We start from the raw sequence: 13,137 nt of genomic DNA, 5'->3' as shown, positions 1-13,137 counted from the left end.
AAAATAATCAGCAAAATTWTTTTCGCTTGTTATTTGCACGTAAGGGTATTTTGAATCAATTCCGTTTGCAATGTTTAGTACAAACCAACGGTAGTCTTCAGGTATTTTGACCTTAAATTGAGTTTCAAATATTATTAATTCTTCTTCTGTAGCAACGGGGTTCAAATTAAATTCGTATTCAGATGGAGCAACCTCAATCAACAATTTTACTTTTTCCTCAATTGTGTATTCATTCATAATAGCTTAACGTCGTTAACAATTGTAATTTTTTAACATATAAACATCCATTAAAGACAAGTTGGGGTAATAGTAACCTCTATTACCTATCCATTTCCAGCATCCTGTCAGCTATCATCTCCAATTCATTTTGCAGTGGAATTGATAACTCCTCAATCTTTTCGATGAATTTAATATCCATCGTATACATGTAATCATGAAACTCTTTTAACGGTGCATCAAAATCAGATGCCATGACAACACCACCAACATCGCTTAAATCAATCTTTATTCCATTCTCTTTAGCTTCGCCAATCAGTTTAATTATAAAATGCTCAACCTGATACCTCGAACTTAATGGAAGCTTTTCTATTACCTTAATAATTACATCATTCTCCATGTAAGCAATTTAAGCAATCGAAACCTATACTCCAAACGCCCAGCACAAAAACTTACCCATTACCATACCCCAGGTTTCGGTATTATGGCTGCCGCCAACTACCTCGATATACTGTATATCCTCAGGCCGAGAAAAACCTTTTGTCTCCAGTCCCTTAATCAGGTCGATGGTATCGTCAATGGCATCGATAATCCCGTTTTTGTTCCTGTCACTGGCTTCATCTTTGGTGCCGGTTTGCAGCCAGAATTTCAGGCTGGGTTTGGTTTCGGTTTCTCTAACTAAAGCGTGTGCTATCCGGTCGTTGTCAGTATAACCTTTAGCCAAATCCTTACTTCTCCACCAAAACGAGCCGGAGAATACTCCTACCTTATCAAATACGTTGGCGTTATTCCAGCAGATATCAAATGCCGATAATCCGCCTAATGAAAAACCGGCGAAAGCCGTACTTGCAAATTCATGAATACCGGTTTCCGCTTTTACCTGTGGCAATAGTTCGGTTATAATAAATTGGGTATATACATCGGCCAGTGCGCCGCGTTTTTTAAAGTCGGGCCTGTTGGCTACGCCGTACTCCTGCAGGCGGTCTTCGCCGGCGTGGATGGCAGCTACCAGTATTGGCTTCAGCCGGTTAGTGTTATATAGTTTTTCGAGCGTTTGGCTAAGCGCAAGGTTTTCCAGCTCCTGTCCATCGTTCAGCAATAACAGGTTTAACGGCTCTGCAATTTCCTGTTCGTCCGGTATTAATAGCGTGCATAACACCTCTCTTTTAAGCAAGACAGAATTTATCGTTATCGTTTTTTCTATTATCGTCATCTCAGTTTCGGCCCAGCCCCAATTCATCTTATGTTAATTTTAAAGGGCACAAAAGTACGCTATGTTTTCAATTTATTAAGCTAACGTATTAATTTATCAGTTAGTTGCCTTTTTCAGTTAAACCACTTAACTTACATCAATTAAAACTTAAACTGCCCATTTTGATAGAAAAATATCATCGCTGGTACTCGCCAAACTTAAACCTGCATGTAGAAATGCTGGTATTTGGCGACCGCGGATTTCCTGTTATACTATTCCCTACTACCAAGGGCCGCTATCACCAAAACAAGGATTTTGGCCTGATTGATAGCGTAAAATGGTTTGTAGACCAGGGCCTGGTAAAGATTTACTGCCCCGATACATTGGATGACCGCACCTGGTACGACAAAGGCATCCACCCGGCCGACCGCGCCCGTAATTACAGTTGGTACGATAAAATGCTTTTACATGAGCTGGCCCCATGGGCCATGCACGAAACCGGCATTGGCAAAGTAGCAGTTGCCGGATGCAGTTTTGGCGGTTATCATGCAGCAAACTTTGCATTTAAACACCCCGAGAAAGTGGCGCACCTTTTTACTATGGGCGGAGCCTTTGATATCAAAATGTTTACCGACGGCTTTTATAACGACGATATTTTTTACAACAACCCGGTAGATTATTTGCCCGGCAGCAACACAGGCGACCTATGGAGCATCAACATCATCCTGGGCACATCTGAGCACGACATTTGTAAAGATTATAATATACAGCTATCAAACATATTAAACAAAAAAGGTATTAAGCATTGGTTAGATATCCGCCCGAATGCCAGCCACGACTGGCCTATTTGGAAAGAAATGTTTCCACATTATTTGTCGACGATAAAATAATTATTGATTTACTGAATTAGTGAATTATTGATTTAAAAAATTACAACTACCAAAAACATATACATAATGAAAAAAATAGGCATCTTATTCGGACAGGAAAATTCGTTCCCGCAGGCTTTTGTGGATAGGATAAACCAGAAGGCAGAGAAAAACATATCGGCTGAGTTTGTACGCATTGATAAAGTTATGCAGGCCGAACCATTGGACTATGCTGTTATCATCGATCGTATTTCGCAGGATGTTCCTTTCTATCGGGCTGCATTAAAAAACGCGGCCATTTGCGGCACTGCCGTTATTAATAACCCATTTTGGTGGAGCGCCGATGAAAAGTTTTTTAATAACGCGCTGGCTGTAAAAATTGGTGTGCCGGTGCCAAAAACAGTGATATTGCCTTCAAAAGATTTACCAGATGACACTACCGACAAATCGTTCCGCAACCTGGCCTACCCGTTGGATTGGAATGGTATTTTTAACTATGTTGGTTTCCCGGCCTACATGAAACCCTTTGATGGCGGCGGCTGGAAAGAGGTTTATAAGCTGGACGATAAAGAGGATTTTTTTGATAAGTACAACAAAACCAAGCAGTATGTAATGATGTTGCAGGAAGAGGTTGTTTTTGACGATTACTTTCGCTGTTACTGCATTGGCGGCAAGCACGTAGCATTATGCAATACGAGCCGCGCAACCCGCATCACTTGCGTTACGAGCACGGTAAAGCCCCGGCAGCAAAAAAGCTTTTGGATACTGTTAAGGATTACGTGATAAAACTTAACCAGTTTTTAGGTTATGATTTTAATACCGTGGAATTTGCCATTCGCGACGGCATCCCTTACGCTATTGATTTTTGTAACCCGGCCCCTGATGCCGAAGTGACCAGCGTAGGCCAGGACAACTTTGAATGGGTGGTTGAAACCGCCGCTGATTACGCCATTGAACGCGCAAAAAAACAAAAGGACGGTTTAGATAACCTTACCTGGGGCGAGTTTGTAAAAACATCGGCAGCCAAAACACCACTGGTAGGTGCGAAAGTAAAACCGGCTAAAGTGGATGTATCTGTAGCCAAAGTTGATCATGCTATTGAGGCTGAGGGGAAAGTGAAGAAGGAGAGGGTGGTGAAGGCGAAGAAAGTAGAAGAGCCCAAGAAAGCCAAAAAATAACGCTTGTCATTTCGACGAGGTACGAGGAGAAATCTTATACGCTATACAACGGTGCTCCGTGAATTGCATAGCGTGTAAGATTTCTCCTCACGCTAATGCTCGCGGCCAGCCCTTGTTCGTTCGAAATGACAATTTGTTTATTAGTATAGAAGCGAATACACGGAAACATTCAGCATAGAAACTGAATGTATTTAACCTAACCAATTATGAACAAGTTTACCTTAGGTGTTGAAGAAGAATTTATGGTGATTGACCCCGTAACCAGGGAGCTAAAATCGCACGAGCAGAGAATTGTGGACAGCGCGCAAAAAATCCACGAAGACCAGGTGAAGGCCGAAATGCACCAGGCGGTTGTGGAGGTAGGCACGCATATTTGCCATAATACCACCGAAGCCCGCAAAGAGGTAAGTAAACTGCGCACAACCGTGGCCATGCTTGCCGGCGATATTGGCTTGCGCATAGGTGCAGCGGGAACGCACCCGTTTTCGCATTGGCAACATCAGCTCATCACAGATCATCCACGTTATTTCGAGATTGTAGATGAGATGCAGGAGGCTGCCCGCTCCAACCTTATTTTTGGTTTACACGTGCATGTGGGCATCCAATCGCGGGATATGGCTATCCACATTGCCAACCAGGTGCGGTATTTTTTACCGCACGTGTATGCCTTATCAACCAATTCGCCTTTTTGGGAAGGGCGTAATACCGGGTTCAAATCGTTTCGTACCAAGGTATTTGATAAATTTCCGCGTACCGGTATTCCCGATTATTTCAGCAGTATCGAAGAGTATGACAATTACATCAAGCTGCTGGTAAAAACCAACTGCATCGATAACGCTAAAAAAATCTGGTGGGATATCCGGGTTCACCCTTTCTTCGAAACCATCGAATTCCGTATTTGCGATTGCCCTATGCTGGTAGATGAAACCATTGCTTTTGCAGCACTTTTCCAGGCGTTGTGTGCCAAATTATATAAGCTGCGTCAGCAAAATATGAAGTTTATAACCTACTCGCGGGCACTTATTAATGAAAATAAATGGCGGGCCGCCCGTTACGGCATCGATGGCAAAATGATTGATTTTGGTAAGGAGATGGAGGTAAACACCCGGTCGTTAGTTTTGGAATTGCTTGATTTTGTCGACGATGTGGTTGACGACCTTGGTTCGCGCGATGACCTGCAGTATGTACATAAAATACTGGAAACCGGTACCGGGGCCGACAGGCAGCTGGCCATTTACCAGCAAAATAATAACTTTGCGGATGTGGTTGATTACATCACATCGCAAACACTAAAGGGATTATAACGACAGGATGACAACGAAACCGGAAATAAAAGTAGCCATACTTGATTTGTATGATGGGATAGCGAATGAGGGGATGCGCGGTTTCCAGGATATTTTAAAAAGATATAAAGCACAACACGATTTAAATATCACCTATAAAATCTTTGACGTTCGCAGGGGATGCGAGGTGCCGGGGCTTGATTTTGATATTTACATATCAAGCGGGGGGCCCGGCAGCCCTTTACATGAAGGCACAGAATGGGAAAAGAAATATTTCAGGCTGACAGACAGGCTCGAAGATCATAACTTATCCAACACTACCGATAAAAAGCATGCTTTTTATGTTTGTCACTCTTTCCAATTAATGTGTCGTAAATACGAGCTGGGGGATATCAATACCCGCCGTTCGCCATCATTTGGTGTGTTGCCGGTAAATAAAACCGGGGCTGGTTTAACCGAACCCTTGTTTGAAGGCCTTGCCGAACCATTTTACGCAGTTGACTCCAGAAGCTGGCAGGTTATCAATCCGAACGAAAACCGGTTTAAAGAATTGAATATGCAGCTGGTGGCTATCGAAAAAGAGCGCCTGCATATTGATTTGCCACGGGCCATGATGGCCATTCGTTTTGACGAGTACTCCCTTGCTACCCAGTTTCATCCCGAAGCGGATGCCAATGGCATGAAAAACCTGCTTTTAAAGGAAGACAAAAAAGATGAAGTAATTAATGAGCATGGCGACGTAAAATACAAGGAAATGCTAAGCCACCTTGCCGACCCTGACAAAATTAGCCACACCCAACAAACGCTGATCCCTAACTTTCTAGATCAGGCAGTAATGAGTTTGCAGGGACTGGTGTAGGAAGATTACTCAATCGTTGTTATTGTGGTTTGTAAACCCTCATAGTACGGCTTGATAATCTCCTTTAAATAGCTGTCTTACTGAGTTATAAAATTTCGATAAATTCTGAAGGGAGAATGACATCGTAAAAAGGGCAGTCATGGTGAGCCTGTCGAACCATAGCGGGCAAAGGCCTCTCCGCGCGACCCTTCGACAGGCTTAGGGTGACCGGCCTACGCACCTCGAAAGTACAATATGTCATGGGTGGACGCGAAAACGCCACGTAATTAAAAATCCTGAGTCCCATAAAACAACAAAGCCGCAACCCAATAGGGCCTGCGGCTTTGTTAATATCAAATATCTTCTGATTAGTTACTCTTGCTGTTATCAGCATTAAACAACTTCGCTTTATCAACTTTTTCAATAATCATCCCATCGGCCAGCGTTTTAGTGATGGCAGCATAAGGGGCAGATACTACTTCCTCGCCTCCTTTAAGCCCGCTCAATATCTGGATATAAGAATCATTCTGGATACCTGTTGTAACCTGCACTTGTTTTAGCTTGTTACCCGCAGTTAACACAAAAACATATTCTTTTGACGGCTGTGTAATTGATGGTTTACTCTTGTCGTCGTCTTTTTTAGGCGGCCCGTTCTGGTCTTTTTTCTCTTCGCGGGTGGTTACCGATTGAATAGGCACAGATAATGATTTTACCTGGTTGGTATTGATATCAACTGTAGCTGTTAATCCGGGGCGGAAAGGTGAAGGGTTATCTGCCGTTTTTTTCAATAACGACATGTATGAATCTGCATTGATGCGTACTTTAACGGTAAAGTTAGTCACCTGGTCGGCAGTGGTACCAACCACATTGGCCGAGCTTCCTATTTCAGATACAACACCGGTAAATTTCTTACCCAAAAACGCGTCAATCTCGATATTAGATGAATCGCCTAACGAAATGCGATTAATATCGTTTTCGTTCACATCAACGTTAACATCCATTTTGCTAAGGTCAGATATCGTCATGATCTCGGTACCTGCAAATTGCTGGGTACCTAAAACACGCTCGCCCAACTCAATAGATAGTTTTGATACTACGCCATCAACCGGCGAGTAAATGGTTGTTTTAGCCAGGTTATCCTGCGCTTCTTTTACCGAAGCCGATGACTGTGCCAAACCATATTGCGAGCCGATAACATTTTGTTTGGCGGCTTCATACGAAGCTTTAGCGCCTTCGAATGCAGCTTTAGCATTTTCATATTCAGATACGGTAAGCACTTTGTTTTTATAAAGCTCTTCGCTGCGTTTAAAAATACCTGCCTGGTTGTTAAAGGTGGCCTCTGCCTGTTTCAACATCTGGCCAGAGTTACCTACACTGGCTTTCTGAGTATTGTATGATGCAATAGCCCTATCATAACCCGACTTTAATATATCAGGACGGATTTTACAAAGTAATTGCCCTTTTTTCACCACATCACCTTCTTTGATAGGTAATTCAACAACCTCGCCAGATACTTCGGGGCTTATTTTAACTTCGATATGCGGTTTTATTTTACCGCTTGCAGATACGGTTTCGTTAATAACGCGTGTATCAGCTTTTTCGGTAGCAACCTGCGTTAAAGGCGGCTTACCAATAAGGCCGGTTGCTTTGGCAATGATCAGCAGAACAATCAGCGAGCCAAGTCCTATCAGAATATATTTAGTAGTTTTTCCCATGATTATGAGTTTGGATATTTACGGTTTTAGTTTTTTTATTTACAATGATATTTGTTTGCCCAGGTAGTAATCAATCACTTTCGCCCTAAACACAACCATATATTGCGCGTTGATCATGTCAAACTGCGATTTATTGAGGTTGGTTAACGATGTATTATAGTCAAGCGAATTTACCAAACCAACATTATAACGCTGTTGTATAATATTAAAGGCTTCTTTATTGGCCTGGTATGTTTGCGTATATGACAGGTATGATTTTTCGGCAGCTTTTACATCCAATACCGCCTGGTAAATAATCTTGCTCAGGTTATTACGGGCAAGCTGTGTGGTTACCTTAGCGTTTTCATATTGTATTTTTGCTTTGCGTACCGACGTACGTGAGCTAAAACGGTTAAAAATGGGTATCTGTAAGCTAACCCCTACCGATTGGTTAAAGTTATCGCTCAGCTGTTTAAAAAACGGATACTTATTATATACAGCGGCATATTGTGGTAGTGTAGCCGGTTGGTTACGGTTGCCATTAACAAAACCGATTGTATCTATCCTGCCGGTAGGTGTTATCCCTCCCAATAAAGTACGCGCGTCTGAATAATTTGAGCCTAACTGGCCAAACAACACCACGCTTGGGTAATAATTACCCTGGGCTATTTTTATTCCCTGCTGGGTGGCTTTCTCCCGTTGCTCGGCAAGCAATAAATCCGGGTTAACCAATTCGGCGGTTTTTAAAACTTCTTCCGCGTTATATAATGTTTGAATGTCTGTCAGTTTGCTGATATCCGGTTTCTCAACTACGATATCCGTTTGCGGAGTCATTTCCATGTATTGCTTTAAAGTAAGCAACGAAATTTCATAGGCATTTTGAGCATTGGTATAATTCAAATCGGCTGTAGACACGGTTGCTTTGGCCTGCGACAGATCCGCCAGTGTTTGGTTGCCCACATCAAAGTTTTTTTGCGCCCTATCTAAAGTAATTTTAGATACATCTACTTGCTGCTGAGCGGCTTTTACCAAATCCTGGTTGGTTAATACCTGTAAATAGGTAGTAACCACATTTAAAATTAGGTCGTTCCTTACTTTTGCGGTAGCTGTTTTATCCGCATCAAGCAATAAACGGTTCTGAATGATAGTATTGCGCAACTGGCCACCCTGAAACAAGGTTACCTGCGTTTGTATGGTACCATTCAATGCAAAAATTCGCTGGTTGATGAACTGGTTGGTAGATGGGTCGATGTTACGGCCAAAGTTAAATGATGCCTGCGGACCTGCCGTAAGGTTTGGGAGCTGGTTATATTTCGACTGTTTTAAAGTTTCATCATCCAAAGCCTCGGTAAACTGCGATTGTTTGATGGTAAGGTTACGCTCCAGGGCCAGATCAACAGCCTTTTGCAACGATATTACCTCTTGCGCATTAGCCCGGAAGCTTAACGACGAAAACATGATGGCGCAAATTACAGTAGCTTTAAAAGATGGTATAAATTTTAGTTTCATAAGGTTTTTCTATACAATGGTAAGCAACTGATTACTACCTTGCGGTGTTGTTTTCTATCTACCGGAAAATTTAACATTAACTTTTGTTTTGAATATGTACCTGGTTAAAACTCCCTGGCTGCTAAAAAAGCTTTACCCCGAGCTTATTTGGAATGTAAACCAAACTAACCGTTGTATTTATCTCACTTTTGACGATGGACCCATACCTATTGTTACACCATTTGTTTTAAATATTTTAAAACAGTACAATGCCAAAGCAACATTCTTTTGTATTGGCGACAATGTAGGCAAACATCCTGATATTTTTAAGCAGGTTGTTAACGATGGGCATGCTATTGGCAACCATACCTACAACCACCTTAAAGGATGGAAAACTGACAACAAAACCTACCTTGATAATTTTCTATCGGCAGATAAAATACTGCATACTAATTTATTTCGGCCACCTTATGGCCGCATCAAAAAACAACAGGTAAAGGATTTAAAATCTGTTAAACCCGACATCAAAATCGTCATGTGGGATGTGCTGAGTGGCGATTTTGACATCAACCTAAAGCCGGAGGATTGCCTAAAGAACGTTATGAAGTATACCGAAGCGGGTTCAATAGTTGTATTTCATGATAGTTTGAAGGCCTTTGATAGGTTGGAATATGTTTTACCAAGGGCGATGGAGGTTTGGAGTAAGGAAGGGTATAGTTTTGAGTTGATTGGGTTGGATTGAGTTGACTGGGTTGAATAGGTTGAATAGGTTGAATAGGTTGAATAGGTTGAATAGGTTGAATAGGTTGAATAGGTTGAATAGGTTGAATAGGTTGAATAGGTTGAATAGGTTGAATAGGTTGAATAGGTTGAATAGGTTGAATAGGTTGAATAGGTTGAATAGGTTGAATAGGTTGAAAATTAACTATAAAGAAGTGGTTGTACAAAAACAAAACATTAATTAAATGGCATCATTTACTGAACTGGAAACTTGGAAGCAGGCCCGAAAAATACGGATGCTGATTTCTAACCTTGTCAAAAGTTTTCCAAATGAGGAAAAATTCAGATTAACCGATCAAATAATTCGATGTTCGAGATCAATAGGTAATAACATTGCCGAAGGCCATGGACGTTTCCATTTTCAGGATAATATCCGTTTTTGCATCATCGCCCGTGGCTCACTTTCAGAAACGCTTGATCACATGATTATTGCAAGAGATGAAAACTACATTGATGACGCGGTATTTAAATCGTTTCAAAATGACTACGATCAATGTCTTAAATTATTAAACGGCTACATCTTTTTCATCAAAAAGAAAAAGAATGACGAGTTAAGTTGAGTGGTTGATTAAGTTGATTAGGTTGTAGATTCATTTTCATTTAACCTAAGCAATCCAACCCAATCAACCAACCCGAACCAACTCAATCAACTTATTCCAACCCAATCAACTCAATCCAACCCAATCAACTCAATCCAACCCAATCCAACCCAATCAACCGCCAACCTATTTAGAACCTATCCAAATAAGAATTGACGAAACCTTGATTATTAATTAGATGTTATATTTTGTAAATTCGCCGCACTAAGTTTCTGACAATCAATTTTAGTGTCAATTTCTTTTACTTTTCACCTAAAAATCAAATACAAATGGCTTTTGATTTAGATATGATCAAAAAAGTTTACGACCGCTACAGCACCCGTGTGGATGCTGCCCGCAAAGCGACTGGTAAACACCTTACTTTAACCGAGAAAATTTTATACGCCCACCTTTCAGAAGGCGACGCCAAAACAGCGTTCGGCCGCGGTGTGGATTACGTTGATTTTGCACCAGACCGCGTGGCTATGCAGGATGCAACAGCGCAAATGGCTTTATTGCAGTTTATGCAGGCTGGCCGCCCGCAGGTTGCTGTTCCATCTACCGTACATTGCGATCACCTGATACAAGCAAAAGTTGGCGCCGTTGCCGATTTACATACCGCCGTTGACATTAACCGCGAGGTTTATGATTTCCTGGCTTCAGTATCTGATAAATATGGTATTGGTTTCTGGAAAGCCGGAGCCGGTATCATTCACCAGGTAGTGTTAGAAAACTACGCGTTCCCCGGTGGTATGATGATTGGTACCGATTCGCACACGCCCAATGCGGGTGGTTTAGGTATGATAGCCATTGGTGTTGGTGGTGCCGATGCCTGCGATGTTATGGCAGGTTTACCATGGGAGCTTAAATTCCCTAAACTGATTGGTGTTAAATTAACGGGCAAATTATCTGGCTGGTCATCAGCTAAAGACGTTATACTAAAAGTAGCAGGTATCCTTACTGTAAAAGGCGGTACCGGTGCTATAGTTGAATATTTTGGCGAGGGTGCACGTTCACTTTCTGCAACAGGTAAAGGTACTATCTGTAACATGGGTGCCGAAATTGGTGCAACCACCTCGGTTTTTGGTTACGATGAAAAAATCGCGACCTATTTAACAGGCACAAAACGTGGCGACATTGCTGAATTAGCTAACGCTGTTGCAGAACACTTAACCGGCGACGCGGAAGTTTATGCTAACCCCGAACAATATTTCGACCAGGTTATCGAGATCAACCTGAGCGAACTGGAGCCACACATTAACGGTCCGTTCACACCGGATTTAGCATGGCCTATATCTAAATTTGCAACAGCGGTTAAAGAAAATAACTGGCCTGCAAAATTAGAAGTTGGCTTAATTGGCTCATGTACCAACTCATCTTACGAAGACATTACCCGTTCTGCATCAATTGCAAAACAGGCTATCGATAAACACCTTACTACTAAGGCCGAATTCACCATCACTCCGGGATCGGAGCTTGTGCGTTATACAGTTGACCGTGATGGTTACCTTGATACCTTTGCACAAATGGGCGGTGTGGTATTGGCAAACGCTTGTGGACCATGTATTGGTCAATGGGCCCGTCATACCGACGATCCAACACGCAAAAACTCTATCATCACATCGTTTAACCGCAACTTTGCTAAACGCCAGGATGGTAACCCTAACACACATGCGTTTGTAGCATCACCAGAAATTGTAACAGCTTTGGCTATTGCAGGCGATTTAACATTTAACCCGCTTACCGATACTTTAACCAACATTCATGGCGAGCAAGTTAAACTTGACGAACCATTGGGTATAGAAATGCCGGTTAAGGGCTATGCTGTTGAAGATGCCGGTTACCAGGCCCCTGCCGAAGACGGCAGCCAGGTACAGGTATTGGTTGATCCAAAATCAGCACGTTTACAGTTGTTGGAGCCGTTTGCCGCATGGGAAGGCACCGACATTAAAGGCCTTAAATTGCTGATTAAAGCAAAAGGCAAATGTACTACCGACCATATTTCTATGGCCGGCCCGTGGTTAAAGTTCCGTGGTCACCTGGATAACATATCAAACAATATGTTGATTGGCGCTATCAACTATTTTAACAACACTGCCGATAGCGTTAAAAACGAATTGACTGGCGAGTACGGACCAGTACCAGCTACTCAACGTGATTACAAAGCAAACGGTATTGGATCCATAGTAGTAGGCGACGAAAACTATGGCGAAGGTTCATCACGTGAGCACGCTGCTATGGAGCCACGTCACCTTGGCGTACGTGCTATATTGGTAAAATCATTTGCCCGTATCCACGAAACCAACCTTAAAAAACAAGGTATGCTGGGTATCACCTTTGCTGATAATAACGATTACGACAAAATTCAAGAAGATGACACTATCGACATTACCGGCCTAACAGAATTTGCCCCTGGCAAACAGTTAACCGTTGTGTTAAACCACAAAGATGGCTCGGTTGAATCGTTCCCGGTTAACCATACTTACAACGCTCAGCAAATTGAGTGGTTTAAAGCAGGTGGCGCGTTAAACATCATTCGTAAACAAATGGCATCTTAATAAGACTAAAAGCCGAAAGGTTAAAGCTGAAAGCTAATTATATGAGCCTCCCTTTGGGGAGGCTTTTTTGTTTTAATCTTTATTGTAATATCACTTTTACTTAATATGGAATAAACCGGCAGGAGCTACATTAGTCGTACATCTAAACAATCCGGCTATGAAAAATCATGTTTTACTTATTGCAGTTATTTTGCTGCTAATTTCATCTTGTGCAATTATCCCCGTTACCTATTTTAGTGACAGGCTTCCACCAACAACATCAATAGAGATCTATTATTCTGCTCACGATGTTAAGCACGAATACAAGGTTATAGGTCATTTAACCTGCCCAAACTTTCTTGACCAGGAGGAAGTAAAAAGCAAGCTCTCTGATTACGCAAAAACTGTAGGTGCCGATGCCGTAGTTATTTGGGGACTGATAATTCAAAAGACTCGCAAGCAGCTATCGTAACTGCCGATGCGT

14 protein-coding genes are annotated in these 13,137 nt (G+C 42.1%); 9 read left to right on the top strand and 5 right to left on the bottom strand.

The window, feature by feature from the left end:
• From AC1DU2_RS10895 to AC1DU2_RS10885, 3 genes are all read right to left on the bottom strand, one after another.
• Positions 1–237 (bottom strand): SMI1/KNR4 family protein (locus tag AC1DU2_RS10895; protein ID WP_477384305.1); only part of this gene is annotated, 237 nt, incomplete at its 3' end.
• Between the two features lie 82 nt (positions 238–319).
• On the bottom strand, positions 320–616 hold the full coding sequence (locus AC1DU2_RS10890) for a hypothetical protein (protein ID WP_477384303.1): 297 nt from the start codon (positions 614–616) through the stop codon (positions 320–322).
• A gap of 24 nt (positions 617–640) precedes the next feature.
• Complete coding sequence (locus tag AC1DU2_RS10885; protein ID WP_477384301.1) at positions 641–1,456, bottom strand: alpha/beta hydrolase; 816 nt, start codon at positions 1,454–1,456, stop codon at positions 641–643.
• 134 nt (positions 1,457–1,590) lie between these two features.
• On the opposite strand from AC1DU2_RS10885, the gene AC1DU2_RS10880 reads away from it, so the two are divergent.
• From AC1DU2_RS10880 to AC1DU2_RS10860, 5 genes are all read left to right on the top strand, one after another.
• The gene (locus AC1DU2_RS10880; protein ID WP_477384299.1) at positions 1,591–2,298 is read left to right on the top strand and encodes an alpha/beta fold hydrolase; all 708 of its coding nucleotides are present in this window, start codon (positions 1,591–1,593) and stop codon (positions 2,296–2,298) included.
• 66 nt (positions 2,299–2,364) lie between these two features.
• Entirely contained in the window at positions 2,365–3,060 is a 696-nt protein-coding gene (locus tag AC1DU2_RS10875) for an ATP-grasp domain-containing protein (RefSeq protein WP_477384297.1), read from the top strand.
• The gene (locus AC1DU2_RS10870; protein ID WP_477384295.1) at positions 3,036–3,455 is read left to right on the top strand and encodes a hypothetical protein; all 420 of its coding nucleotides are present in this window, start codon (positions 3,036–3,038) and stop codon (positions 3,453–3,455) included. The genes AC1DU2_RS10875 and AC1DU2_RS10870 overlap by 25 nt, the downstream gene beginning before the upstream one ends.
• Before the next feature lie 206 nt (positions 3,456–3,661).
• Positions 3,662–4,759: a carboxylate-amine ligase gene (locus tag AC1DU2_RS10865; protein WP_477353884.1), complete on the top strand. Its 1,098-nt coding sequence runs from the start codon at positions 3,662–3,664 to the stop codon at positions 4,757–4,759.
• Positions 4,760–4,766: 7 nt separating this feature from the next.
• A complete protein-coding gene (locus AC1DU2_RS10860; protein WP_477384293.1) occupies positions 4,767–5,597 on the top strand; it encodes a type 1 glutamine amidotransferase in 831 nt (276 codons plus the stop codon).
• 347 nt (positions 5,598–5,944) lie between these two features.
• Here the strand turns inward: AC1DU2_RS10860 and AC1DU2_RS10855 are convergent, their stop codons facing one another.
• Together AC1DU2_RS10855 and AC1DU2_RS10850 are read right to left on the bottom strand one after the other, a co-directional pair.
• Positions 5,945–7,291, bottom strand: coding sequence for an efflux RND transporter periplasmic adaptor subunit (locus AC1DU2_RS10855; RefSeq protein WP_477353880.1), 1,347 nt, complete (start codon positions 7,289–7,291; stop codon positions 5,945–5,947).
• A 39-nt stretch (positions 7,292–7,330) separates the two neighbouring features.
• Entirely contained in the window at positions 7,331–8,779 is a 1,449-nt protein-coding gene (locus tag AC1DU2_RS10850; RefSeq protein WP_477384291.1) for a TolC family protein, read from the bottom strand.
• Positions 8,780–8,873: 94 nt separating this feature from the next.
• Between AC1DU2_RS10850 and AC1DU2_RS10845 the strand changes: the two genes are divergently transcribed.
• From AC1DU2_RS10845 to AC1DU2_RS10830, 4 genes are all read left to right on the top strand, one after another.
• Entirely contained in the window at positions 8,874–9,500 is a 627-nt protein-coding gene (locus AC1DU2_RS10845) for a polysaccharide deacetylase family protein (RefSeq protein WP_477384289.1), read from the top strand.
• Between the two features lie 223 nt (positions 9,501–9,723).
• On the top strand, positions 9,724–10,098 hold the full coding sequence (locus AC1DU2_RS10840) for a four helix bundle protein (protein ID WP_477353874.1): 375 nt from the start codon (positions 9,724–9,726) through the stop codon (positions 10,096–10,098).
• A 308-nt stretch (positions 10,099–10,406) separates the two neighbouring features.
• Complete coding sequence (locus AC1DU2_RS10835) at positions 10,407–12,674, top strand: aconitate hydratase (RefSeq protein WP_477384287.1); 2,268 nt, start codon at positions 10,407–10,409, stop codon at positions 12,672–12,674.
• A 157-nt stretch (positions 12,675–12,831) separates the two neighbouring features.
• Positions 12,832–13,125 carry a hypothetical protein gene (locus AC1DU2_RS10830; protein WP_477384285.1) on the top strand — a complete coding sequence of 98 codons (294 nt, stop codon included), beginning with the start codon at positions 12,832–12,834 and terminating at the stop codon, positions 13,123–13,125.
• Positions 13,126–13,137: the final 12 nt, after the last annotated feature.

It is taken from the genome of Mucilaginibacter sp. P4_C11, from assembly GCF_056402115.1.
This window is presented reverse-complemented; position numbering and strand designations above follow the sequence as displayed.